The 24194-nt window shown below is 70.6% G+C and carries 19 protein-coding genes; 11 read left to right on the top strand and 8 right to left on the bottom strand.

Going from position 1 to position 24194, the window contains the following annotated elements; translation table 11 throughout:
• Nucleotides 1-343 precede the first annotated feature (343 nt).
• Entirely contained in the window at nucleotides 344-1030 is a 687-nt protein-coding gene (locus KME78_RS48485) for a FadR/GntR family transcriptional regulator (RefSeq protein WP_219536769.1), read from the top strand.
• Nucleotides 1031-1036: 6 nt separating this feature from the next.
• Here the strand turns inward: KME78_RS48485 and KME78_RS48480 are convergent, their stop codons facing one another.
• From KME78_RS48480 to KME78_RS48470, 3 genes are read right to left on the bottom strand one after another with little or no spacing between them, the layout of a single operon-like run.
• Nucleotides 1037-1576 (bottom strand): hypothetical protein, encoded by a 540-nt coding sequence (locus KME78_RS48480; RefSeq protein WP_219536768.1) that lies wholly within the window; start codon nucleotides 1574-1576, stop codon nucleotides 1037-1039.
• Entirely contained in the window at nucleotides 1573-3075 is a 1503-nt protein-coding gene (locus KME78_RS48475; RefSeq protein ID WP_219536767.1) for an ATP-binding protein, read from the bottom strand. Before KME78_RS48475 ends, KME78_RS48480 begins: the two co-directional genes overlap by 4 nt.
• Before the next feature lie 7 nt (nucleotides 3076-3082).
• Nucleotides 3083-3757 carry a response regulator gene (locus tag KME78_RS48470; protein ID WP_219536766.1) on the bottom strand — a complete coding sequence of 225 codons (675 nt, stop codon included), beginning with the start codon at nucleotides 3755-3757 and terminating at the stop codon, nucleotides 3083-3085.
• Nucleotides 3758-3947: 190 nt separating this feature from the next.
• On the opposite strand from KME78_RS48470, the gene vanY-N reads away from it, so the two are divergent.
• Complete coding sequence (gene vanY-N / locus KME78_RS48465; RefSeq protein WP_219536765.1) at nucleotides 3948-4520, top strand: D,D-peptidase/D,D-carboxypeptidase VanY-N; 573 nt, start codon at nucleotides 3948-3950, stop codon at nucleotides 4518-4520.
• A gap of 9 nt (nucleotides 4521-4529) precedes the next feature.
• Here vanY-N and KME78_RS48460 read toward each other — a convergent pair whose 3' ends face one another.
• Nucleotides 4530-8618 (bottom strand): glycosyl hydrolase 115 family protein, encoded by a 4089-nt coding sequence (locus KME78_RS48460; protein ID WP_219536764.1) that lies wholly within the window; start codon nucleotides 8616-8618, stop codon nucleotides 4530-4532.
• A 78-nt stretch (nucleotides 8619-8696) separates the two neighbouring features.
• On the opposite strand from KME78_RS48460, the gene KME78_RS48455 reads away from it, so the two are divergent.
• From KME78_RS48455 to KME78_RS48430, 6 genes are all read left to right on the top strand, one after another.
• Nucleotides 8697-9728 carry a LacI family DNA-binding transcriptional regulator gene (locus KME78_RS48455; protein WP_308127409.1) on the top strand — a complete coding sequence of 344 codons (1032 nt, stop codon included), beginning with the start codon at nucleotides 8697-8699 and terminating at the stop codon, nucleotides 9726-9728.
• A gap of 254 nt (nucleotides 9729-9982) precedes the next feature.
• A complete protein-coding gene (locus tag KME78_RS48450; RefSeq protein ID WP_219536762.1) occupies nucleotides 9983-11896 on the top strand; it encodes an AfsR/SARP family transcriptional regulator in 1914 nt (637 codons plus the stop codon).
• A gap of 295 nt (nucleotides 11897-12191) precedes the next feature.
• Nucleotides 12192-13526 carry an aspartate aminotransferase family protein gene (locus KME78_RS48445; RefSeq protein WP_246653496.1) on the top strand — a complete coding sequence of 445 codons (1335 nt, stop codon included), beginning with the start codon at nucleotides 12192-12194 and terminating at the stop codon, nucleotides 13524-13526.
• Nucleotides 13508-14542, top strand: coding sequence for an NAD-dependent epimerase/dehydratase family protein (locus KME78_RS48440; RefSeq protein WP_219536760.1), 1035 nt, complete (start codon nucleotides 13508-13510; stop codon nucleotides 14540-14542). The genes KME78_RS48445 and KME78_RS48440 overlap by 19 nt, the downstream gene beginning before the upstream one ends.
• A 16-nt stretch (nucleotides 14543-14558) precedes the next feature.
• On the top strand, nucleotides 14559-15542 hold the full coding sequence (locus KME78_RS48435; protein WP_219536759.1) for a UbiA prenyltransferase family protein: 984 nt from the start codon (nucleotides 14559-14561) through the stop codon (nucleotides 15540-15542).
• 23 nt (nucleotides 15543-15565) lie between these two features.
• Nucleotides 15566-16348 (top strand): AfsR/SARP family transcriptional regulator, encoded by a 783-nt coding sequence (locus KME78_RS48430; protein ID WP_219536758.1) that lies wholly within the window; start codon nucleotides 15566-15568, stop codon nucleotides 16346-16348.
• On the opposite strand, the gene KME78_RS67620 is transcribed toward KME78_RS48430, so the two are convergent.
• The 4 genes from KME78_RS67620 to KME78_RS48410 are packed head-to-tail and all read right to left on the bottom strand — an operon-like array spanning nucleotide 16338 to nucleotide 20631.
• Complete coding sequence (locus KME78_RS67620; protein ID WP_219536757.1) at nucleotides 16338-17504, bottom strand: endonuclease/exonuclease/phosphatase family protein; 1167 nt, start codon at nucleotides 17502-17504, stop codon at nucleotides 16338-16340. The genes KME78_RS48430 and KME78_RS67620 overlap by 11 nt on opposite strands.
• Nucleotides 17501-18544, bottom strand: coding sequence for a glycosyltransferase family A protein (locus KME78_RS48420; RefSeq protein ID WP_219536756.1), 1044 nt, complete (start codon nucleotides 18542-18544; stop codon nucleotides 17501-17503). The genes KME78_RS67620 and KME78_RS48420 overlap by 4 nt, the downstream gene beginning before the upstream one ends.
• Nucleotides 18545-18547: 3 nt before the next feature.
• A complete protein-coding gene (locus tag KME78_RS48415) occupies nucleotides 18548-19567 on the bottom strand; it encodes a glycosyltransferase family 2 protein (protein WP_219536755.1) in 1020 nt (339 codons plus the stop codon).
• Between the two features lie 56 nt (nucleotides 19568-19623).
• Complete coding sequence (locus KME78_RS48410) at nucleotides 19624-20631, bottom strand: glycosyltransferase family 2 protein (RefSeq protein ID WP_219536754.1); 1008 nt, start codon at nucleotides 20629-20631, stop codon at nucleotides 19624-19626.
• 159 nt (nucleotides 20632-20790) lie between these two features.
• On the opposite strand from KME78_RS48410, the gene KME78_RS48405 reads away from it, so the two are divergent.
• Genes KME78_RS48405 through KME78_RS48395 form a run of 3 tightly spaced genes read left to right on the top strand, consistent with a single transcriptional unit; the run spans nucleotide 20791 to nucleotide 24136 of the window.
• A complete protein-coding gene (locus tag KME78_RS48405) occupies nucleotides 20791-22014 on the top strand; it encodes an endonuclease/exonuclease/phosphatase family protein (protein ID WP_219536753.1) in 1224 nt (407 codons plus the stop codon).
• A gap of 44 nt (nucleotides 22015-22058) precedes the next feature.
• Nucleotides 22059-23138: a glycosyltransferase gene (locus KME78_RS48400; RefSeq protein ID WP_219536752.1), complete on the top strand. Its 1080-nt coding sequence runs from the start codon at nucleotides 22059-22061 to the stop codon at nucleotides 23136-23138.
• A complete protein-coding gene (locus KME78_RS48395) occupies nucleotides 23135-24136 on the top strand; it encodes a lysylphosphatidylglycerol synthase domain-containing protein (protein ID WP_219536751.1) in 1002 nt (333 codons plus the stop codon). Before KME78_RS48400 ends, KME78_RS48395 begins: the two co-directional genes overlap by 4 nt.
• The last annotated feature ends 58 nt before the right edge of the window (nucleotides 24137-24194 follow it).

The raw sequence follows: 24194 nt of genomic DNA, 5'->3' as shown, positions 1-24194 counted from the left end.
CACTGTGCCTGGGCCGATGGCCTGAGCCGTACGGTACCGCCACCGATCCCGGGCGCCGAGGCGGGCCACGAACGGGCCCTGGCCGAGCTGGGGCTCACCTGGATTCCGATGACTGCGGGAACCTCGCGGGCCAGGAAGCGCATCGCATCGCCGCGTTGACGCGGTCGCCCCCGCCCTCGCCGAGCGCGTGGAACATCCTATGTCCCAGACCTGCGAGCAAACGAGCCGTGGCCGTCCGGCGGGCAATCTGTGTCGTCGGCGTAAACTTTCCCGCCCTAGCTGGCCTTCCGGGACGAAGAGGTGGGATGTTTGACGTAAGGCCTTCGACGAGCTTGGAGCTGGCATGCCTACACGTGACGGCACGTCGCTTCAGGAGCGTATCGTCGCCCTGATCCACGAGCGCGGACTGGCCCCAGGCTCACCGATGCCGACCGAAGTGCAACTGATGGAGCTGCTCAAAACGAGCCGCAACAGCGTCCGTGAGGCCGTACGCGCCCTGCAGGCGTTGGGCATCGTCGAGATCCGGCACGGTCATGGGACGTTCGTCGGGCACGCGTCGCTCGACGCGCTGACCCCGTCGTTCGCCTTCCGGGTGCGTTCGGGGCCGGGCGGGATCCGTGCGCTGAACGATCTGGTCGAGGTCCGCGAGCTGCTCGAGACCGGGCTGATCGGCCAGGTGGCGCAGAGCACCAGCGCGCCCCGGCTCGCCGCGCTGGAGGCCCTGGCCAATGGCATGGATCGGGACCGGGAAGCCGATCGGGCCTTCCACGCGCTGCTGTACGACTCGTGCGGCAACGAGCTGGTGCTGCAGCTGATCGGCCTGTTCTGGGACGTCTACCACGAGGTCGAGCCGACGCTCGGCCCGCCGGCGGAGCGGACCGCTGAGATCGCCGTCAACCATCGCCGGATCGTGGCGGCGCTGCGCGCCCGGGACCCGGAGGCCGCCCGGGAGGCGATGCGGCTGCACTTCCGCGACGTGAAGGCACGCATCGCGCGGGCGGAGGCCCGGCCGGAACCCGCGCCGACCTGACCTCGGTCAGGCAAGCCCCGGGCACCTTCGGGGGCCGACGCTCCGCCCTGCGCCGACGACGGTGACCTGGACCGGGATTTCCGACACCGTGGCGGCGGCCGTGCACACGATCTGCTCGACGGCCAGGGTGGACAGTTCGCCGATCGGAGTGGACAGGGTCACCACCAAGGGGGAGTCCGGCTCGGCGGTCACCGAGAACGGGCCGGCTTCGAACGGGACCTCGGTGGTGAATCCGTCCGTCTGTTCCCTCGCGGTGGGGCCGTCCGTCAGCATCGCGAGCCTGTCCGTCAGGTACAGCCGGCCGCCGGGCCGCGTCACCGGGCTGAGCCGGCCGTTCTTGACCAGGTAGAGGGTGACCGTCGGGTTTGCTTCGACGCGCCCGCTGGGCGGGTCGCCGGCGGTGATGGCGTCGCTGGGCCGCACGCCGCAGCCGGCCACGGCGACGGCGACGAGCGATGCGAGGCCGGCGGCGAGCACACGGCCGGCGAGCACACGGCCGGCGAGCACACGGCCGGCGAGCACGCGGCCGGCGAGCACGGTCCTCACTCGGGGTCTCCGTCCAGATCGTCCGCCCGGCGTGGCAGGCGCAGCGTGAAGATGGCGCCGCCGTCCGAGGCGTTGGTGACGGTGAGATCGCCTCGGTGCAGGCGCGCGTTCTCCCGCGCGATGGCCAGGCCGAGGCCGCTGCCCTCGGACCTGGCCCTGGCCGCGCTGGCCTTGTAGAACCGGTCGAACACGTGCGGCAGCACCGCTTCCTTCAGCCCCGGTCCGTGGTCGCGGACCTCGAGAGCGATCCAGTGCGGGTCGGCGGAGAGCCGTACCGACACCGGTGGTTCGCCGTGCCGCAGGGCGTTGCCGACCAGGTTCGCGAGGATGACGTCCACTCGGCGCGGGTCCAGCCGTGCCGTCACCGCGGGTGGCAGCTCGGTGCGCACCGGCTCCGACCAGCCCCGGGCACGCAGGGTCGCGCGCACCAGTTCGGCCACGTCGACCTCGTTCAGGGTGAGGGCCGCGACGCCGGAGTCGAACCTGCTGATCTCGATGAGGTCGTTCACCAGCCCGGTGAGGTTGAGGGTCTCCTGGCTGACCAGCCTGGCGGCCCGGCCGGCGGGCTCGGGCAGCTCGGCCGCCTCCTCGTCGAGGACGTCGGCGACCGCGGCGAGCGCGGCCAGCGGGGTGCGCAGCTCGTGGGACACGTCGGCCACGAACCGGCGGGCGTCGGCCTCCATCTCGCGGAGCTGCTCGACGTGCCGTTCCAGCTCCGCGGCGGTGTTGTTGAACGTACGCGCCACGTCGGCCAGCTCGTCGGAGCCGCGGACCGCGATCCTGGTCCGCAGCTCGCCCTCGCCCAGCAGGCGTGCCGCCCGGCCGAGCTCGCGCACCGGGCCCAGCACGCCCCGGCTGGCCAGCAACGCCAGGACGACCGCGAACGCCAGGGCCGCCCCGCCGGTGGCCCAGGCCGACAGGGCGAGTTCGTCGATGCTGAGCTGTTCGGCGGCCAGGCTGCGCGCGACGTAGACCTCGATGCCGGACGCCCGCGTCGCCTGGCCCCGCTCGGCGATCAGTAACGGCGTGCCGACGATCAGCCAGGGCCCGTCCCGCAACACCACACGTTGCCACGCGGTACGGCCGCCGGCCACCTCCCGTCGCAACTCCGGTGAGATCGCCCCGAGATCCACGGCCGACGGCTTACTGCCCGGCCTCAAGCGCCTTGGCGGCCCGGCACCCGGCACGGCATCCGGCGGCGCGCCGGCGACCGGCGAGTGCATCTCGCGGTAGAAGGCGACCCCACAGCAGTCCTGGTCGGTCGCGGCGGTGGCGATCTCGTTCAGCTGGGTCTGGTTCGGTGTCGCACTCTGCAACGGGTAGAGCGCCTGCAGGCGGCTTGTCATCGCCAGCACCGCGGCGTCCTGGGCCCGCTGCAGGATGGCGTTGCGGGCCTGGACGTAGCTCCCGCCGGCCACCGCCGCCGCGGTGACCACACACAGCAGCGCGAACGCGAACAACAGCCGGGCACGCAGCCCCAGGCTCGGCCGAGGTGTCACCTGCGGTTCACACCGGCCCGAACCGGTACCCGAACCCACGTACCGTCTGCACGTAGACGGGCGCCGCCGAGTCGTCCTCGATCTTCGCGCGCAGCCGCTGCACGCACGCGTCCACGAGACGCGAGTCGCCGAAGTACCCGTGCTCCCACACCGACTCCAGCAACTGCTGGCGGCTGTGCACCCGGCCCGGCGTGCCGGAGAGCTCGAGCAGCAGGCGCAGCTCGGTCGGCGGGAGGCTGACCGGCACGCCGCGGTTGGCGACCACCAGCCCGGCCCGATCGATGGTCAGGTCCCCGTACCGCTCCAGCTCCGCCTGGTCCCGGCCGATCCGCCGGAGCACCGCGCGAATGCGTGCCTCGAGCACCCTGGGCTGCACCGGCTTGACCACGTAGTCGTCGGCGCCCGCCTCCAACCCGGCCACCACGTCCATGTCGTCGCCGCGCGCGGTCAGCATGATGATCGGTATCTCCCTGGCGGCCCGGATGCGGCGGCAGACCTCGAACCCGTCCATGCCAGGCAGCATCAGATCGAGCACGACGACGTCGGGAAGGTCCGTACGCAGCCGCTCCAGCCCCTCCTCGCCGGACTCCACCGCGCGCACCCGGTGCCCGTGCCGGGTCAGAGCCAGCTCAAGGCCCTCCCGCACGGCCGGGTCATCCTCGATCAACAACACTCGCGACACGCCGCCGAGTTTCACCGCACGCTCCGTAACTCGCCCGCCGGTCAACTCCACCCACTGTCGACCGGCCGTGTCCCCGTCTCGTCAGCGCCGTGTCATGGTTGTGTCACGGTCGCACCGACGGTGGCCGCCGTCGACAAACCATGACATGCGGCGCACAACGCACGCACATTCGGCGCCAATCGTAATCGGCATGGACGAACCACGCACCATCCCGCCTCGGCCCCGTGACCGGCTGTACGCCGTGGTCACGCTGGTGCTGGCCGTGCTCCTGCTGCCCGCGGCGTTCGTTCGCCGGCCCGGCCGCGCCCGCGAGCTGGCCTGCCACTGGGCTTTGGGGATCCGGTTCCCCGCCGAGGACCTCACCGGGCTCACCGACGGCGCCATGGCGGCGTTCACCGCGGCACGCACCGAGGCGCTCTGGCGTCACGGCCAGCTCATCGGCCTCACCTCGGGATACCGCGATCCTCTTGCCCAGCAGCGGTTGTTCGACGAGGAGGTGCGCCGCTCCGGCTCCCCGGCCTCGGCACGCATGCTCGTGTTACCACCGGCGGAATCCAGCCACGTCAAGGGCACCGCGCTGGACGTACGCCCGCACGAAGGCGCGCGCTGGCTCGAGGAACACGGCGCCCGCTACGACCTCTACCGCATGTACGACAACGAGTGGTGGCACTTCGAGCACCGCCCGGACCGGGGTGGCAGGCCACCACGACGACGACCCCACCCCGGCGTGGGCCACATCAGCGAGAGCTGGGACCATCTGTAGCTCACAGCATCATGAAGCGCTCGCTCCCCGGCCGCTGGGGGTCTGGAAGCCGGTGAGACCGGGCGTGTCGTCCGTGGTCAAGGCGATCTGGTTGAGCACCAGCCCGGCCTCACGAGGCGCCAGCGAGATCGTGTGCTCACCCGGCCCGAGCGCCAACGCGGCCGCGGCGACGCTCGTGCTGCCGTACCAGGTCTCGAACCCGGTCTCCGGCCCGGACTTGTTCGACTGGTATCTCCACTGCCCGTCCACGACCACGTGGTAGGAGTCGGCGTCGGCGTTCGGGTTGCTCGTGTTGACGAACAGGTAGTACGTGCCACCGGTCCGGATGTCGACGGTGAAGTCGAGCCGCGGTGGTGCTCCGGCGGCGGAGCTCCCGTTGACCTTCTGCGTCGGGCCGGCCTTGAACAGCGCCTCGGCCTGGGCCGCCGAGGTCGCCAGCCACTGCGCCTTCGCGCTGGCGTCGGCCGGCGGGACGACCTGGAGACCGTTGCGAGCCGGCGCCCAGCCGTGCGTCCCGTTGTTGCTGTCGGCCGCGTTGGCGGAAGCGCTCTTCTCCAACGCGTCGGCCGCGTCGAAGACGACCGAACCGTCCCGCTCCAGATAGGCGCCGACCGGCGCCCCCGCGGCTCTGCCCACCGTGACGGGCGCCACCCAGGCCTCACCACCAGCGGTGATGGAGAGCTCGGCCGTCCCGGCCCGGTGCCCGGTGACCCGCACCTGACCGTCCTTCACCGCGACCGACACGGCGGTCTCGTTGTCGGACTCCGCGGCCACCACATCCCGTACGCCCTCGACCGTGCTCGTCTCCCCCACCGACGTCTGAATCGCGGGCAGCCGGCGGAGCTCCGGCATCGTGTCAGGACGAGGCGCCACGGTGGCCCTCTGGGGCGCGGCGATGTTGTTCGGGCTCTCGGGCGGGCCGACCAGGCCGTCACCGGCCGCGCCGGCGCGGGTCTCGATGATGATCCGGTCGAAGAGGATCGCCGCGTCCGAGCGGTAGACCACGAGGTCGTGCCATCCCGGTGTGGTCACGTCGATGGTGAAGTTCAGGGGTTCGATGCCGTGCATGATGTTGAATCCCCAGGTGCTGGTGCTCGTACCGGCGACGGAGTTGCCGCGCAGCAGGCTGGGGACCTGGTCGTCGAGGCCGATCGCGGTACGCGCGGTGCGCGGCGTGCTGTCGTCCTCTGTGCCTTCGTTCAGTGTCGGAATTCGGTAGAAGGTCCCGGTGAACTTCCCGGTGGAGGTGAAGTGGACCCGGTATCTCAGGCGGGCGGTCGTCTCGAAGCCGGAGTCGACCCGGGGCGCGGTCTCCGGGAAGCCGCCCATCGAGGCCCCGCGCTGACCCACGCCCTCAAGGGCGGCCCACCGGCTCCCGTCGGCGCCGGGCAGGTTCTCGGAGAAGTGCTCGGCCTCGAGGGCCACGTATCCGCCAGCCTCCAGGTGCGCCCGCTCGGCGACCCGGCGCAGGTCCACGGCCGCCCGCTCCGCGTCGACCGTGAACGTCGCGACCGGGTCGCCGACCTTGGCGCCGTGGACGGCGTTGAAGACCCGGATCGTCCCCGTCGCGGCCGGCTGGTTCCTGGCGACCGTCACCGTGACCCGTTGCTCTGTCGCGGTCGTGCCCGAGCGCTTCGAAAGGGTGATCCACCGAGCGTCCGCCTCGGCGACCCACTCCCGCGGGTCGGCCACGTCGTCCCGGGAGAACACGTCGAAGAACCGCTGGTCGTCGGGCGCGGCCGAGTTGAAGGTCAGGGTGCCGCGGCCGGGCTCCCTGCTCCCCTCGGCGGCGGCGCCCACCGCGTCGGCCGGTGTGGCCACCCGGGCGTACCGGTCGTTGGTCAGCATGACGGTGCCCTCGTTCGGGAAGCCTTCGGGATGGCTGTGGCCGATGGCGTGGTCCCACTTGCCGTCGCTGATCGTGTTCCAGTAGTCCTCGTCGGCGCGGATGCGCTCACGGGCCTGCTTCGAGAGCAGCTCGTAGCTTCCCGCACTGGCGTAGCGACCTTGGGCGGCGGCGAGCTGGTTCTTCCAGTAGTAGCCGATCTGCTCAGCCATGTTGCGGTAGGACCGGACTCGGTGGAGCACCTGCTGATAGAACGCGGAGCGATAACGCGGATCGAGCCTCGCGGAAACACCCTGGAATATCGCCACCAGCTCGTTGGACTCGTTGATGTAGCGCTGGAGCTCGTCCCCGTCCGAGGTGGCGCTGAACGGGAAGACCTGACCGTTGTGGATCCTTCCCGAGCTCGCGTTGGAGGAGTTGATCTCCCCCCAGAACTCGGCGCGCTTGGTGCTCTCGAGCGCGTCGAACCTTTCCAGCGCGCCGGCGACCACCGCGACGTCCTTGCCCCTCAGCCGGAAGTCTCGCTGCACGTGCTCGGTGAGGAACCTGGTGTCGTCATGGCCCTCGATGTCCCACGCGAGGTTGGCGAACAGGTCGAGCTTGATCTCGCCGGGCTTGATGTCCCCGACGTTGAGGATCCAGTAGCGCCGCGCACTGGAATTCCACGCCCGGCGCAACTGCTGCACCATCAAGGACATCGGCGTCGAGTTCAGCCACAGGTAGCTCTTCGGCTCGCCCCAGTAGGAGATGTGGTAGTAGACGCCGTTCCCGCCGGACCGGGCGGCTTCGGTACGCGTGGGCACCTGGCGGAGATAGCCCTGGTTGTCCTCGGCCCACATCAGGGTCACGTCGGCGGGGATGTAGTTCTTCAGCCCGGCGTTGTAGAGATCGTTCATCTCCTTGTAGGGGATGAACACCTGCGGCACGGCGTCGGCACTGCCGTAGACCTCCGCGATCAGCTTGCGCTGCTCGCGAATGACGTCGGCCAGCATCTCGATCTTGTCCTTGAACCCGTACGGGTTGCCGGGGGTGAACACCGGATCGCTGTCGTGCACCCCGCGGATACCCAGGGCGAGGATGTTCTCGAAGCCGGCGTTGGCGACCACCCGCCGGCGCCAGTACTCCAGGATCGCGGGCTTGTTGATCGAATAGTCGAAGGCCGCCACGGCGTCCGCGCCCTTGATGTCGAGCGCGTCCTTGTTGCGGTCGTACCACTGTCGCCACTCGCCCTCGTTGTTGCGCAGCATCAGCTCCGCGTGCGAGGAGGATGCGACCACGCCGAACGCCGCCGCCTCGCGAGCGTTGATCGGTGTCCCGTCGTCGTACGTCCCGGTGTCGGTGACCGCGTTGAACGCCCTCGAGGCCAGGTGCATCGCCGGCCATAACGTGTTCAGCCGGAGCCGCAGCATCAGCTCATAGACGTGCCGGTAGTAGTGGACATCAGGCGTGCCGTTGCCGGTGGGGAACTTCTTCTTCGCCCACGCGATGGTGCGTTCTTCGTCGTTGATGAAGATGCCGCGGTACTTGACGTCCGGCCCGTCGTCGACCCGGGCCTTGCCTTCTACCTCGATGTCGTCGCGCCGCCTGACCGGCACGTCGCTGTACCAGTACCAGGGCGAGACGCCGATCTCCTCGGAGATCGAGTAGATCCCGTAGATCGTCCCTCGGGCATCACTGCCCGCGACCACCAGTGCGTTGCCGACCCCGGGGACCGGGTTCTTGATGGTCTTGGTCGCGTACGCCTCCCACCTGCCCTTGATCCCGGCGGCCTCGTCGAACTTGCCGGCTCCGACGATCTCGTCGATCAGCCGGCTCCGACCGAGCTGGCCGACGATGATCGCGGTCTTCTGACCCGCGGCCTTGGTCAGCAGAGCCGGCAGCTTGCTCTGGTCGGCCTTCGCCAGCCGCGCCTCCTTGGCCGGCGCGTCGTCGGCGAACAGGCTCTGCACCTGACCGGGATCGATCGCCCCGGTCACCATGGCGACATCCTGCCGCAGGTCCTGGACCGCGCGGCGCACCTGCGTGTAGTCCCGATCGGCGTGCTCGCCGCCATAGGACGGGTCGATCAGGATCGGCGCGGTCGTGCGACCGTTGAAGATGGTGAAGCCGGTCGACGACGCCCGCGCCGGCGTCACCCCCACCGACGTCAGCGACGCGGCCAGCAGAGCGCCGATCGTCACAGCCACGGACCATCGCCTGGCCCGGCCCGCGATATCGCGCACACCTCGATCGCTCTGCCCGGGCTGCGGCATCTGGCGCTCCTCTCGTCCAGCACGTGATCGTGTGGCCGGCATGATCGCAACGTAGGTACATGCGACAACTTCTGCAAGGTGTTGCCAGAATTTCCATATTCGTGGCTAGATGCGGTCGTGGAGCCCACCATTTTTGACGTCGCGCAAGCTGCCGGCGTGGCCGCGTCGACGGTCTCCCGGGCGTTCAACAAGCCCGGCCGGGTCAACGAGGCGACGCGACAGCGCATAGTCGCTGTCGCCGCACAGCTCGGCTACCAGCACAGACCGCAGAACCGCGCTCTCGCGGGGCTACGCCACCGCACCATCGCCATGGTGCTCTCCGACATCACCAATCCCCACTTCTTCGAGCTGATCCGCGGCGCGGAGCAGCGCGCGAAGGCGTCCAACGTCACCCTGGTGATCGTCAATGCCGAGGAATCCCGGCGCATCGAGGAGAACCAGATTCGCGACCTGGCCGCCGGCGTGGAGGGATTCGTGCTGGCCTCCAGCCGGCTCGACGACGAGGTCCTGCGCGACCTCGCCAAACTGCACCGGATCGTCCTGTTCAACCGAGAGCTGCCCGGGTCGACCAGCGTGACGTTCGACACCGTCGCGGGCTGTCACCAGATCCTGGAGCACCTGGCCTCGCTCGGGCACCAGAGCTTCACCTACTGCGCCGGACCACCCAGTTCCTGGATCGGTGCGGCGCGCTGGGCGGCACTGAGCGCCGGGGCCGAAGCGCGCGGCCTGACGGCACACCGGATCGGTCCGTACGCCCCCAACGTCGCGGGCGGCGGGGCCGCGGCCGACGGAGCACTGCGCACCGGTGTGACGGCGGTCGTGGCGCACAACGACCTCCTGGCGATCGGCATCATCCGGCGCCTCGCCCAGCGCGGTGTTCGAGTCCCGGCCGACATCAGCGTGATCGGGTTCGACGACATCTTCGCCGCCGACTTCGTCCATCCCTCGTTGACCACCCTGGCCGGGCCCGGCTCGCACGCCGGTCGGCTCGCGGTGGAGCTCTTGATCGAGCAGTTCGCCGCACGGGCACAACGCGATGGCGAGGCCATCCGGCTGCCTACCGAACTGGTGCTTCGCGAGTCGTCCGGCCCAGCGGAACGCCGCGCCTGACCGCTGCCCGATAATGGGAAGTCGAGCCGGATTCCGTGCACCGCGCATATTCAGCTGAAAGTAAATTTCAGCCGGGCATGGAACCGCTCCCACGGCACTGGCCACCGGCTAATCGGGACGCGTAATCTTCTTATTCCGTTCCAGGAAGTACCCTTCCAAGGTCGCCTCCGTCGATCATTGGTCGCGGCAAATCAAGATCCGTGTGCAATCGTGCGGTTCCTTTCGGTGAAGGCCGCGCACTGCAGGGTGGTCATATGGATTTCAAGATCCTCGGGCCGATCGAGGTTCGTACCTCTCTTGGTCGGCCGATCGCGCTCGGCCGCCGAAAGCAGCGGGTGGTGCTGGCCGCCCTGCTGCTCAACACCGGCAAGGCGATCCCCAGTCGGCGCATGCTCGACTGGCTGTGGGGCGAGCGCGCTCCCGCCACCGCGGAGTCGAACCTGTACACCTACATCTCCGCACTGCGCAAGGTGCTCGGCTCCCCCTCCCGCATCGAGGCGGGCTCCAACGGGTACGTGCTGCGCGTCACGCCTGGTGAGGTCGACGTCACCTTGTTCGAGGACCTCGCCGCGGAGGGACAGCGGGCGCTGTCCGCCGGGCGTCACGACGTCGCGCTCGAACGGCTGACCCGGGCCCTCGGCCTGTGGCGCGGCGAGTCCGTCCTGGAAGAGCTGCCCCTGCCCACGCCGCTGCGCTGCGAGGCGGCGCGGCTGGAGCGGCTGAGGGCGACCGTCATGGACGCCTCGCTGGAGGCCCGGCTGGCGCTCGGCCGGCACGGCGAGATGCTCGCCGACCTGGAGGCCCTGACCCTCAAGGACCCGCTGAACGAGCGGCTCAGAGCACAGCTCATGCTGGCCCTGTACCGCTCCGGCCGCAGGGCCGACGCGCTGACGATCTATCAGGAGGCGCGGATGACGCTGGCCGCCGAGGTCGGCATCGACCCCGGCCCCGACCTGGTCCGCATGCACCAGCGCATCCTCGCCGACGACCCCACCCTGACGCCGCTGCGCGTGGTCGCCGCCCGCCGGACCCCGGCCGAGCTGCCCATCGACTCGGCCGCCTTCACCGGCCGGGCCACCGAGATCGCCCGCCTGCGCACGATGCTGACCTCGACCTCCGACACGACCGCCATCTCGGCGATCACGGGCGCCGCGGGGGTCGGCAAGTCGGCGCTGGCCGTGCACGTCGCCCATCAGGTCGCGGCCCGCTTCCCGGACGGACGGCTCTACGTGGACCTGCACGACTCCACACCCGGCGTCGCGCCGCTGAACCCCGCCGACGTCCTGGCCCGCCTGCTGCGCTCGCTCGGCGACGACACGGCCGGACGGCCCGACCTGGACGAGGCCGCGGGCCGCTTCCGCTCGCTGACCGAAGGCAGGCGCCTGCTGCTCCTGCTCGACAACGCCCGCGACGCCGCGCAGGTGCGCCCGCTGCTGCCCGCGAGCCCCACCTGCCGCGTGCTGGTCACCGCTCGCAGGATGCTCACCTCGCTGGACGCCGCGTCGCACTTCCGCCTCGGCGTCATGGCCGACGACGAGACCACCACGCTGCTCGGCCGCCTGATCGGGGAGGAGCGCGTGGCAGCCGAGCAGCGGGCGGCGCGCGCGATCGTGCGGCTGTGCGCCGGGCTGCCGCTGGCCATCAGGATCGCCGCCGCCCGGCTGATCGCCCGGCCGGGACTGCCGCTGCGCGCCCTGGCCGACCGGCTGGCGGTCGAGGACCACCGCCTGTCCGAGCTCCAGGCCGATGACCAGGCCGTACGGGCGTACTTCATGATGAGTTACCGGAGCCTGGACGCCGAGTCCTCCCGGATGTTCCGGCTGCTGAGCCTGCTCGGCGGCACCGGCACCGGAGCCGGCATCAGCGTCGCGGCCGCCGCCGCCCTGGCCGACCGCCCCAAGCCACGCACCGCCGACCTACTGGACCACCTCGCGGAAGCCCAGCTTCTGGACGCGTGCGGCCACGACCGGTACCGCATGCACGACCTGCTCCGCCTGTTCTCCCGCGAGCGGGCCAGGGAGGAGGACACCGAGGAGGACCAGGCGCAGGCCGTCCGGCGGGCGCGGCGTGACGTCTGGATGCCGCCCGCGCAGCCGGCCACCTACATGACCGCGAGGGGCCTGCCGCCCCGTACGTGGGAAATCATCCATGTTCACCGCGAGATCTGACTGATAAATACCCGGCGATCCACTCGCGGCCGCCTTTTCTCCTGCGCTGTCCCGCGGCCCGCCACCGACCTACACACATTTGTATGGCTCCGGGCATAGCCGGATTCGACATTGTTAGCGACATGTCTCACCTTTTCTCACCGCCGAGAAGAAGGCCGGGCACCAGCCGAATTCGCGCGAACTGGGAAGGCCGGACGTGTCTGAGCTGATCGGCGTGGACGAGTGTGAAAGTTTCACCGTAAAACAGGTCCAAGATCTGTACAGAAAGTACGTCAGCCGCAGCCAAGTCAACCTCATGACCTCCTTCGGCTTCGGCCGGGAACTCGTCGAGAGCGCCGAGGGCGCCTGGATCGAGATCCGCGGCGGCCGCAAGGTCCTTGACGTCACCGGCGGGGTCGGCGTGCTCAACCACGGCCACAACCACCCCCGCATCCTTCAGGCACGGCGTAGCTTCGCCGAGCGCCGGCGCATGGAGGTGCACAAGGCGTTCTTCTCGCCGTACGTGGCCGCCCTCAGCCACAACATCGCCGAACTGCTGCCGGGCGACCTGAACATCTCCTACTTCCCGAACTCCGGCGCCGAGGCGAACGAGGGCGCCATCAAAATGGCGTACAAGTACCACGAGGGGCGCCGTAACGCCATCCTCCGCTCCGACATCAGCTTCCACGGCAAGACCCTGGGCGCGGGCAGCCTGACCGGATCGTCCGAGAACTCCTTCCGCTTCCCCGGTCTCCCCGGCATCGTCGTCTACCCCTACGGCGACGTCGCGGCCGTCCGCGCGGCCATCGAGGCCGCCCGCGCCCCGGACGGCACGTGCGATGTCTACGCGATCATGGCCGAGCCGTTCAGCGCGTCGAGCATGCGCTGCTGGTCGGAGAGCGACCTGTACGAGCTGCGCCGGCTCTGCGACGCGAACGACATCATGCTGATCTTCGACGAGGTCTACACGGGCTGGGGCAAGACAGGCAGCCTCTTCTACTTCATGCGCTACCCCGACCTGCTGCCCGACATCCTCGTCTACTCCAAGTCCCTCGGCGGCGGCAAGGCGTCGATCGCCGGGTACACCGCCCGCGAGCCCGTCTTCCGCAAGGCCTACGACCGGCTCTCCGACGTCATCCTGCACAGCACCACCTACTACGGTTTCGGCGAGGAGACCGTCACGGCCATCGAGGCCGTCAACATCGTCGTCGAGGACGACTATCCCGCCAGGGCCCGGCAGATCGAGCGCATCCTGGGCCCCGGCCTGCAGAACATCCACAAGCGCCATCCCGACGTGGTCGGCCGGGTGAGCGGGGTGGGGTCGCTGTGGGGCGTGTTCCTGTGCGGCGGGCCCAAGGTGCTCGACCTGGCGGCCAAGCTCGCGCCCGGCTTCTCCGGCGACCCGCAGTTCCGCACCAAGCTGATCACGCTCTCGGTCATCGCCCACCTCTACCGCGAGCACGGCATCGTCTCCTACTACAGCCCGAACGCCGACAACCCCCTCGTCGTCGCGCCGACCCTCGCCATCGAACAGGAAGACATCGAGTACTTCCTCGACAGCCTCGACAAGACGCTGGCCAAGGGCCTGCCGCGGTTGCTCGCGGGTTTCGTGCGAGAGAAGGTGGGATCGCGATGGCCCGCCGGGTCGTAGTCACCGGCAGCGCCGGGATGCTCGGCGGCCACCTGGCCCGCCGGCTCGTGCTCGACGGCCACGACGTGCTCGGGGTGGACCTGCGCCCCCAGGAAGACCCGCTGCTGACGGCGGGACACCGGATCGGCGACGTACGCGACCTGTCACTGATGACCGAGGCCATGACCGGGGCGGAGGCGGTCGTCCACTGCGCCGGCGCGCTGCCCAGCTACCCGGCCGAGCAGATCCACGAGCTGATCGTCGGCGGCACCCGCACCGTCCTTGAGGCCGGGCGCCGGGCCGGCGTGGCGCGGCTGGTCCACATCTCCTCCACCGCCGTGTACGGGCTGCCGACGCTCGTGCCCACGCCGGAGGAGCATCCGCGCGAGCCGGTCGACCCCTACACCAGGGCGAAGGCCGCGGCCGAGGAGCTGGCGGAGAAATACCGGGCCGACGGCATGTGCGTGCCCATCCTGCGCCCCAAGACCTTCCTCGGCCCCGGCCGGATGGGCCTGTTCGCGATGCTCTTCGAGTGGGCTGAGGAGGGGCGCAACTTCCCGGTGCTCGGCAGCGGGGACAAGCGCATCCAGATGTTCGCGATCGAGGACCTGGTGGACGCCGTGGCCATCGTGCTCGACGCGCCGGCCGACGTCGCCGACGACACCTACAACCTGGCCGCCGCCGAGTTCGGCACGCTGCGTGAGGACTTCCAGACGGTTCTCGACGCGGCCGGCCACGGCAAGCGGGTCGTCTCGCTGCCCGCCGGCCCGGCCCTGGCCGGGCTCCGGCTGCTGGAGCGCAGCCGGCTGTCCCCGGTGTACGGGCGGCTGGCGCGCAAGCTGCTCGCCGACTCCTATGTCAGCATCGACAAGGCCCGTGACCGGCTCGGCTTCCGTCCACGGCTGTCCAATCAGGATGCGATTCTCCGCACCTACGCATGGTGGCGGGAACACCGCGCGGCCGCCCCATCGAGCGGCGCGACGAGCCGTGACGCGTGGCGGCAGGGCGCGCTGTCTCTGGCGAAGGTCTTCTTCTGAGCTATCGGGGTAAAGCATGCGCCTTGTCGAATCGGCTGACGTCCCAGAGAGCCCGCAGCGTCCGGAAGCGGCGCAGGAGCGGCCCGTCGAAACCCGCACCCGCCTGGTCGCGGATCTGGCCGCCCTGATCCGCCCTTCCCACGCGGCCAAGGCGATCCTTCTCGTGCCCGTGGCGCTCATCGGCACGCCCTCTCCCAGCCTGGCCGAGGTGGTCGGGATCATCTGGGCCACAGTGGCGTTCATGGTCGCCTCCGCCGCCGTCTACATCCTCAACGACATCGTCGACCGGCACCGCGACCGCCTCCATCCCGTCAAGCGCGACCGTCCCATCGCGTCCGGTCGCGTGGGAGTCCTGACCGCGAGCGCCTGCTGCGCCGTCCTGATGGCGGTGCTCGCGGCCGTCGTCGCCCGGGACCCGCTCACCTCCTGGCCGGTGCTGGTGTATCTCGTGCTCAACGTCGCCTACAGCCGCCTGCTCAAGCACATTCCGCTGGTCGACGTGGGCACGGTCGCGGCCGGCTTCGTCCTGCGCGTCGTGCAGGGGTACGAGGTGACCGGAGACCGGGTGCCCTCCTGGCTGCTGATCACGGTGTTCTCGATGTCCCTGCTGCTGCTCATCGGCAAGCGCCGTCAGGAACTGCTGGAGGGCGGGGCCGTCCACCGGCCCGCGCTGCGCGGCTACTCGATGGAGCTGACCAACTGGCTGCTGCAGATCGCCTCCGTGCTCGCCCTCGTCTCCGGCCTGATGTACCTGCGGGACGAGGGGCCGTTCGGCCCGGAGCACGGCCAGACGGCGATGATGCTGTCCACTCCCTTCGCGCTCTTCGCCCTCTTCCGGTACCTGCAGATGCAGCTCCTGGACAAGGAGGGCGGTGACCCGGTGCGCGTGCTGCTGCGCGACCGCGTCATGGTCGCGAACTCGATGCTGTGGGCCGCCACCCTGGGTGTGACGCTCGTGCTCGTCCACCATCCGTCCCTGGCGACGGCCGTCCACCTGTGACAACGATGTGTGAGAGGAAGGCGATGGACGTCCGCTTACTGGGACCGGTGGAGGTGACCGTCGGTGACCGGCGCGTCCCCCTGGGACCGCCGCAGCGACGCGCGGTGCTGGCCGCCCTGGCGATCGACGCCGGCCACCCCGTGTCGCTGCACACGCTGATCGAGCGGGTCTGGGACGATCCGCCGGACCGGGCGACCGACTCGCTGTACGCCCACATCACCCGCCTGCGGAAGGCGCTGGCCGCGACCCGGATCTCCATCGAGCGCCGGAACGGCGGTTACGCCCTCGAGGTGGACCCCGAGCGGGTGGACGCCTACCGGTTCCGGCTGCTGGCCAAGCAGGCGCAGCTACGCGCCTGCGACGACTTCGCCCGGACCCGGCTGCTGGCCGAGGCGATGGACCTGTGGCGCGGCGCGCCCCTCACCGGCATCCCGGGTGAGTGGGCCGCGCGCATGCGGTACGGCATCGAGCAGCAGTTCGTCGGCGCCCTCGTCACCTGGGCCCAGGCGCACCTGAGCCTGGGCCGTCCCGACATCGTGGTCACCGAGCTGACCCCGCTGGTGCCGCGTTACCCGCTCGCGGAGCCCCTGGCGAGCATGCTGATGCGCGGCCTGTACGCCCTCGGACGCGGCGCGGAGGCGGTGGCCCTGTACGCCCGCCTGCGCCGATACCTCGCCGACCACCTGGGCATCGAGCCGGGGCCGGAGCTGCGTGCGCTGCATCTGACGATCCTGCGGGCCGGCACGGACCCGCTGACCCGGCCGGCCGGGCGGCCCGGCCTGGTGTACGCCCAGGTCACCGGCTGAGCGAGAGGACCAGCCGCTGCCCGCTGTGGTCGGACAGGCCGTTCGAACGGACCAGCCGATAGTCGTGGACGGTGACCTCCGGCGTGGTGTACGCCCAGTCGATCCGCCACCACGGCCACCGGTCGTCCCAGGTGGCGGGGTAGAGCGAGCGCAGCGCCGGGGTGGCGTCGGCCATCCGCCCCGGCACCAGACGCAGGATGCCCATCGCGGGCGAGGCGTTGAAGTCCCCGGCCAGGACGGCGGGCAGCGGGTTCGCCTGGACGTCGGCCGCGAGCGCGCGCAGGTTGGCCTTGCGGGCCTCGTGCTGCGTGCGGTTGAGACTGAGCAGGTCGAGACCGCCGGCGGACGGGTCGACCGGCGAGTTGATGTGGGAATTGTAGAACGAGACGGTCCGGCTCCCGACGCGCAGGTCCGTGCGGAGCGTCTTGACCGTGTAGAAGCCGGGCCAATCGGAGCCGGGCGGCACGGGCGTGTCCCGGCTGTCCGCCACCTCCAGGTTGATACCGCGCTCGAAGACGATGGGGTACCGCGACAGCGTCACCATCTCGCTCGCCGTGGCGATGTGGAACCCGGGGAACTCCCGGCGCAAACGGTCCAGGTCGTTCACCCGGACCGGCCGGGAGTCCGCGTCGAAGTAGACGTACTCCTGCAGCAGCAGCACGTCGGCGTCCTGGGCGTGGAGGTAGCGGTAGAAGGCGGCGACGTCCCGTGGGGGCGTGCCGGTGGGCGGGGGCATCGCGCTGTCCACGGACTGGTCCCAGTACCAGGTGTTCCAGGAGAACACCTTGATCGCGTCCGTCGGAGCCGGGGCGGCGCGGTGCCACAGCGCGGCGAGGTTGAGCCCGCTCGCGCCCGCACCCAGCACCAAGGACGCCAGCGCCACCACGGCGGCCGCCCGGCGCGCTCGGCGCGCCGCCAGGGCCGCGAGGAGCAGCACCACGGGAACGGCCGCCAACGCGAGCGGCGGGACGAGCTCGGGGATCTGCCACCACCACACCCGGCCGGACAGGACGCGGTGCGCTACCACGAACACCAGCCAGGCGGTCGCCGCGCAGAGCACCAGCGGGATCCTCCGGCGTGCCCCCGGCGCGCGCCAGAAATGGCGAAGGCGCGTCACGGCCTGTGCGGTGTCGGGCGCCCGGAGGGGAGCCGTCACGTGGCCGCCTCTCCGGTGGCCGAGGGGCGGATGGTCAGGTCGGGGTCGTAGAGCCGGCGGAACCTCGCCGAGCACAGCCACCGGGCGACACCGGCCGCCACCCCGGCGGCGATGGTCACGTTCACCAGGAAGTGCACGGCGCCGAAATAGAGCAGGAACAGCGGCCCGCGCCTGCGCAGCACGAAGCGGTACATGCCGAGGTCGGCCAGCAGCGACACGGCCAGAGCCAGGCCCGCGAGCACGGCGCCGGCCGGGCCGAACGGGACCGCCAGCGGCAACGCGGCCACCGCCGCCAGTGCGGCGAGGCTGCCGCCGGCCCGGTTGGAGGTCTCGAACCCGCGGGCGAAACGCCGCCGGCGCGCGTACAGCGGCACCCGGGCGCGCCCCCGCCGGTACAGCTTGCGCAGCAGCCTGAACAGCTTGTCGTCGTGATCGTGCCGCGAGCGTACCGCGGTGGTGAGCACCATCTCGTACCGCTGGGTGAGCCGGTGACCGTAGTCGACCTCCTCCGTCTCACGCAGGCGGGTGTTGAACGGCCCGATGTCGTCGAACACGCGGCGCGGCATCGCCATCAGCGCCGGGAACAGGAACGAGATGGGCCCCTCGGAACTGGCCGTCCAGTAGTGGTACTGCAGCGCCCGGTACTCCTCGACGAGGCTGTCGCGGATCAGCGGCTCGGGGTCGTGGATGCTGCACACCGCGCCGAGCCCGGGATCGGCGGCGAGCATGCCCACCGCCACCTCGACGGCGTCGGAGTAGGGGGCCACGTCGGAGTCCACGAATATCAGGATCTCACCGCGCGCGTGCGCGACGCCGAGGTTACGCGCGCCGGCCACGCCCATGTTGTGCTCTGTGCGGATCACCCGCACACCGAGCCGCCGCGCGATCTCGACCGAGTCGTCGGTGCTGCCGTCGTCCACGACGATCAGCTCGATCGGCCGGTAGGTCTGTTCCAGCAGCGCGCCCAGGCACAGCTTCAGCGAGGCGGCGTAGTTGTAGTTGGGCACGATCGCCGACACCAGGGGCCCTTGTTCGGTCATCGCTCACACCTCGGCCGACGTGAGGTCGTACGTGCGACGGAACCGGCTGGACAGAAGGCACTGGGCCGCGCCGGCGAACACCGCCACCGCGACGGTGACGTTCACCAGGAAGTGCACCGCGGTGAAGTACAGGGTGAAGATCGGGCCGGCATAACGCCACACGAAGCGGTACATGCCCAGGTCCGCCGCTATCGAGCCGGCCAGCAGCACGAGCGGCACGGCCAGCCAGACCGGGCCGAGCACCACCGGCAGCGGCGCGGTGAGCACGGCGAACAGCGCGGCGAGCGAGCCCCAGCCGCGGCTGCTGTTGGCCGGGCCGCCATTGAAGTCCGGGCGGCGCAGGTACAGCGGGATGTGCAGGCGCGCGCGGTGGAAGAACTTCGACAGCACCACCTTGAGCCGGTCGTCATGGTCGTGCCTGCCCCTGATCCTGTTGTCCAGCACGATGCGGTACCGCTGGGTGACGCGGTGGCCGTACTCGGCGTTCTCGCTGTGGCGCAGCGCGGGGTTCAGCGGGCCCACCTCGCGGAAGACCTCCGCCCGCATGGCGAAGAGCGCGGAGTAGATCGTGGTGATCTCGCCCTCGTCGCCGGAGATCCAGTAGTGGAGCTGGAGGCTGCGGTACCGCTCGACGAGGCTGTCGGGGATCAGCGGCTCCGGGTCGTAGGTGCCGCACACCACCCCCAGGGTCGGATCGGCGGTGAGCAGGTCCACCGCGTGCTCGACGACGTCCTCGGCCAGCGCCAGGTCCGAGTCGAGGAAGAACAGCACCTCGCCGCCCGCGTGCTCGACGCCGAGGTTGCGCGCCGCCGGGGCGCCGATGTTGGTGTCGGTGACCACGACCCGCACCCCGTGCCGGTGGGCGATCTCCACCGAGTCGTCGGTGCTGCGGTCGTCGACGACGATCACCTCGATGCTCGGGTACGTCTGCCGCTCCAGCGCGCTCAGGCACAGGTCGAGCGTGCGGGCGTAGTTGTAGTTCGGCACGATGACCGAGACCAGTGGCCGTACGGGCGGCGTCATCACCGCTCCCCTCCGCTCGTCCGGCCGGAGCCGGTGCCGATGATCCGCATGGCCGTTCAGTCCTGGGCCGCAGGAGTACGGGCGGGCGGCTCCAGGCGGGCGAGCGCGAGCCGCTGCAGGACGCCGATCGCCCCGCCGAGGGCGCCGGTGAAGGTGACGGCGAGGTGGACGCCGGAGAAGTACAGGCCGAACGCGACGCCCCGCTGGGCGTAGGCGAAGCGGTGGGTGCCCGCGTCCAGGGCTATGGCCGCGGCGACCAGCGCGGGCGGGACGAGTGCGCCGGCGCGGCCCGCCACCAGGGGCAGGGCGAGCGCCGGGACGGCGGCGAGCAGCAGGGCGCCGCCGACCGCGCGCGGCACGGAGTCCCCGGGTGTCTCCCCCTTGTGCCAGTCCAGCGCGCTGATGCGGGCGCGGCGGAGCACCTTGCGCAGGATCGTCCCCACGGTGGCGTCGTGGTCCTTGCGGCCGCGTATCGCGTCGCTCAGCTTCACCGTGTACGACCGCGTCACACGGATGCGGTAGTCGGAGGAGACGGTCTCGCGCAGCCGCGGGTCGAAGGGGCCGATCTCGGCGAACACCTTGGTGGGCACCGCGAGCACGGCCGCGTGCAGCTCGAGCGTCGGCCGGTGCGCGGGCATCCACCAGCGGTGCATCTGCAGGGCGCGGTACTGGGCGGCCAGGCTCTGCGAGACCAGCGACTCGGGCCCCAGGATGCCGCCCAGGGCGCCGATCCGCGGGTGGGACGTCAAGATCCGCACCGCGTTCGCCACGGCGTCCAGGTCGAGGGCGATGTCGGCGTCGAGGAAGAACAGGATCTCCCCGGTGGCGTGCTCGGCGCCGAGGTTGCGCGCGGGGGTCGGGCCGCCGTTGACCTCGGTGCGTACCACCTTGGCGCCCATGGACGCGGCCACCAACGCGGCGTCCTCGGTGCCGCAGTCATCCACCACGATGACCTCGATATGCGGGTAGGTCTGTGCCGCCACCGCGTCCAGGCAGAGTCGCAACACGTCGGACCGGTTGTAGCTGGGGATGATGACCGAGACTAGGGGGTGCTCTCGACTCATGATGTGCTCCATTGGCCGTGTCAGACCTTGCGTCCGATTCACGCTAGGCACGGCGGCTTGCCCCTTTCTTGTCGCTCTTGTCGCACCGAACGCTGACAAGGATGCGACAAGAACTCCTCAGTACGTTCGACGCCGGCCCACCCACCGAGGATGGTGTTGATGAGCGACGGGGACGCGGTGACCGAGCAGCGGCTCATCTCCACGCCGCCCCAGCCGGAAAGGTCCTGGGCGGAACGTGTCAGGCGTTTCGTCCGCCCGCGGCGGCGCTGGTGCTGGGGCACCAAGCTGGTCGTGACCGCCTCGGTGGCGTGGCTGCTCTTCGTGCTCTGCCACCTGCTGGCCAGCGGGCGCACCTCGCTGTGGGCCCCGATCGAGCTGATACCGCCGCCGCTGTTCCTGGTGGTCCCCGTGCTGCTGCTGATCGTGGCGCCGCTGGCCCGCCCGGTGCGCTGGCGCATCATGTCGCTGCTGGTGGTCACCGCGGTGCTGGGCGCCGGGTTGAGCGGGGTCAACTACGCCACCCTCTGGTACACGCCGCCGCCCGCGGGCCCGGGAGCCATCACCGTGGCCGCCTGGAACACCGAGTTCTGGGACCAGGACTGGCGCACGGCCGACGGCGACCGCTACTCACCCGAGTTCTACACCTACCTCCACAAGCTGGACGCCGACGTCTACCTGCTGACGGAGTACCTGTACGTGAACACCCAGGCCGGTGACATGTGGTCCCAGCGCTGGACCGCCGATCTGGCGACGCGCATCGACAAGCTGGCCGAGCTGCGCCGCGAGTTCCCCGGCTACCAGGTCGCGGTGTCCGGCGAGCAGATCACCCTCTCGCGGTTCCCGATCGTCGGTCACCGCGGCCTGGACCTGCGCCCGTGGCTGCCGTCCGACCAGAAGGAGATCCCCGAGGCGCTGCGGAGCTGGCCGGAGGGCTACACGGTCGAGACGCTGCGCACCGACATCGACGTCAACGGGACGGTCGTCTCCTTCTACGACCCCCAGATCGCCCAGCCCCCGCTCGAATGGCGGCTGTACGACGCCGAGTCCCGGGACGTCGCCTTCAGCAAGACCCTGCGGCGGGAGGCGAGTTACCGGGCCATCGGCGCGGACATGGCGGCCAACCCCCATCCCGTCGTGCTCGCCGGCGACCTGAACACCTCCCCGGCGATGGGCATCCGCCGCCTGCTCCCCGAGCGGCTGATCGACAGGACGCCCGCGCTCTCGTCCCTCTTTCCGGCGACCTACCTGGCCGGGACCGCCGAGCTGTGGCGGATCGACTGGCTGTACACCAGTCCCGACGTGACCGTGCACAGCTACGAGCTGCCCGGCGCTGAGAGGCTGTCCGACCATCGGGCCCAGCGCATGGTCGTGTCGGTGTCCTGACCGGCACGACCATGTGCTGCGCCCGACCGACGAAGGGAACGGATATGCCTGACGAGATGGACTGGCGTGGTGATGTCGCGGTCATCGTGCCGAACTACAACAAGCGCAGAACCCTGCGGGCCTGCCTGGAGTCCGTGTACGCGCAGACCTACCGCCCGGTCGAGGTCATCGTCGTCGACGACGTCAGCACCGACGGCTCGCTGGAAACAGCCCGGCGGTTCCCGTGCACGATCATCGAGTCGCCGCGCAACCAGGGCCCGGCGGGGGCCCGCAACCTCGGGGTGGCCGGCAGCTCGGCTCCGCTGCTGTTCTTCGTCGACTCCGACACGGCACTCGCCCCTGACGCGATACACAACGCGGTCAAGGCGTATCGGGAGACGCCGGACTGCGGCATGGTCCAGGGCATCTACGACATCGAGCCGCTGTACGACGACGGCCCGGTCGAACGCTATCGCGTCCTGTGCGAGCACTACGAGCGCAGCCAGACCACGGCGACGTTCCTGTCCTGCACCCTGATCCCGCGTCACGTCTTCGAGGAGGCGGGCGGGCTGGACGAACGGCTGCGCGACGGCGAGGACTTCGAGTTCGGCACCCGCGTCCCGGCCCGCTACCGGCTGGTCGTCACCACCTCCGTGGTCACCAAGGCCGACGACGAGGACCGGTTCTGGGGGTGCCTGGCGGAGCGGTTCGTCCGGTCCACCACGCTTCCGCTGATCATGGTGCGGGCGCGGCGGCTGCGGGGTGAGGGCAAGGTCGGCTTCCAGCTCAGCATGATCGGAACGGGCCAGAGCAAGCGCAAACCACCCCGGGTCTCCTCCGCCTCGGCGACGGCCACGTTCCTCACCCTGCCGCTCGCGCTCATCAGCCCCTGGCTGCTGGCCGTGCCGGCCGCGACGCTCGCGGTGTTCCTCTGGATGAACCGCGCGTTCATCGGCTTCGCCCGCCGCTACCGAGGCGCCCGCTTCGGGCTCTGGGTCGGCTGGATGCAGCTCTGCTTCCACACGGCCTTCTTCCTCGGCGCCTGCGTGGGACTGCTGCGCGTCGCCTACGAGCTGGGCCGCCGCCGGGGAGAGCCGGTCAGGACGGGCCTGTCCCCCGCACCGTCGGCTGGGACAGGCGAGTGAGATCGATCAGGCTGCCCCGGCTGCCCCGCCCGGTGAAGCTGGCGCTGGTCGCCGCGTTCGCCCTCGCCGTCGTGACCGCGATCGCGTGGACGATGTCCCGGCTGGACTGGAGCGTGGTCGGCGTCCTGCTCACCCGGCGCGACGCCGGGCAGATCAGCCTCCTGCTCGGCGGCTCGCTGCTGGCGAGCATGGCGGGACTGTCGCTCGGGTTCCTCGGCTGGCGCGTCGTGCTGCTGGAGATCGGTCCCCCGGTCAGCGAGCCGCGCGTGGTGCGGATCTTCTTCGTCGGCTTCCTGTCCAAGTACGTGCCCGGACGGGTGCCCGGCATGCTCGCCACCGCCAAGGTGGCCACGGCCAACGGCGTCACCTTCGGCAGGCTGATGACCACGGCGGCGCTCGTCATGAGCCTGGTGCTGCTGAGCGGGTTCACGGTCGGGCTGCTCGCGGGCGTGCAGTTGCTGGGGGCGCGGGCGGCGTGGCTGGCCGGAGCCGCCGTGCTGATCGTGCTCGTCCTGGTGCGCCCGCAGATCGTCAACCAGGGCTCCGCGCTGCTGCTGCGGCTGCTGCGGCGCCCTGCGGCGGCCAAGGTCGCCTCCGTCCGGGGAGTGCGACTCGCGGTCGCCTGGCAGAGCCTGTCCTGGGTGGTCACCGGGCTGCACCTGTGGCCCCTGGCCATCGCGATGGGGGCGTCTCCGCCCCGCTCACTCATGCTGTGTGTCGGCGCGTTCACGCTCGCCACCTCGGTCGGCATCGCCAGCGTGTTCATCCCCGACGGGATCGGCGTCCGCGAGGCGGTGCTCACGGCCGCGCTGACCGTGGTGCTGCCCGCCCCGGCCGCCGCGGTGGTGGCCCTGGCCAGCCGTCTGGTCTCCACCGTCAGCGAGGTGCTGCTCGGCGCGGCCGCCCTCGCGACCGCCGAGTACCTCATCCGCCGTGGGCGAGCCGATTCGCCGGAGATCCCTCAGCCCGCGGCGTCGCCCCCGCACGGGAGCCGGTGACCGCGGCGGAACGCCCCGGCGTCACGGCCGCCGGCCAGGAGGACGCCGAAGCGCCATG

The sequence above is a fragment of the Nonomuraea guangzhouensis genome, from assembly GCF_019396345.1.
GTDB classification, from domain to species: domain Bacteria; phylum Actinomycetota; class Actinomycetes; order Streptosporangiales; family Streptosporangiaceae; genus Nonomuraea; species Nonomuraea guangzhouensis.
Note: the sequence above shows the minus strand (reverse complement) of the source record. Positions and strands in the feature narration are given on the sequence as shown.

Coding starts and splice junctions, on each gene's coding strand:
- KME78_RS48445 (WP_246653496.1), top strand. CDS start 12,192: ATGACCTCCTTCGGCTTCGGCCGGGAACTCGTCGAGAGCGCCGAGGGC.
- KME78_RS48415 (WP_219536755.1), bottom strand. CDS start 19,567: ATGACGCCGCCCGTACGGCCACTGGTCTCGGTCATCGTGCCGAACTAC.
- KME78_RS48420 (WP_219536756.1), bottom strand. CDS start 18,544: ATGACCGAACAAGGGCCCCTGGTGTCGGCGATCGTGCCCAACTACAAC.
- KME78_RS48440 (WP_219536760.1), top strand. CDS start 13,508: ATGGCCCGCCGGGTCGTAGTCACCGGCAGCGCCGGGATGCTCGGCGGC.
- KME78_RS48430 (WP_219536758.1), top strand. CDS start 15,566: ATGGACGTCCGCTTACTGGGACCGGTGGAGGTGACCGTCGGTGACCGG.
- KME78_RS48435 (WP_219536759.1), top strand. CDS start 14,559: ATGCGCCTTGTCGAATCGGCTGACGTCCCAGAGAGCCCGCAGCGTCCG.
- KME78_RS48460 (WP_219536764.1), bottom strand. CDS start 8,618: ATGCCGCAGCCCGGGCAGAGCGATCGAGGTGTGCGCGATATCGCGGGC.
- KME78_RS48400 (WP_219536752.1), top strand. CDS start 22,059: ATGCCTGACGAGATGGACTGGCGTGGTGATGTCGCGGTCATCGTGCCG.
- KME78_RS48410 (WP_219536754.1), bottom strand. CDS start 20,631: ATGAGTCGAGAGCACCCCCTAGTCTCGGTCATCATCCCCAGCTACAAC.
- KME78_RS48485 (WP_219536769.1), top strand. CDS start 344: ATGCCTACACGTGACGGCACGTCGCTTCAGGAGCGTATCGTCGCCCTG.
- KME78_RS48405 (WP_219536753.1), top strand. CDS start 20,791: ATGAGCGACGGGGACGCGGTGACCGAGCAGCGGCTCATCTCCACGCCG.
- KME78_RS48450 (WP_219536762.1), top strand. CDS start 9,983: ATGGATTTCAAGATCCTCGGGCCGATCGAGGTTCGTACCTCTCTTGGT.
- vanY-N (WP_219536765.1), top strand. CDS start 3,948: ATGGACGAACCACGCACCATCCCGCCTCGGCCCCGTGACCGGCTGTAC.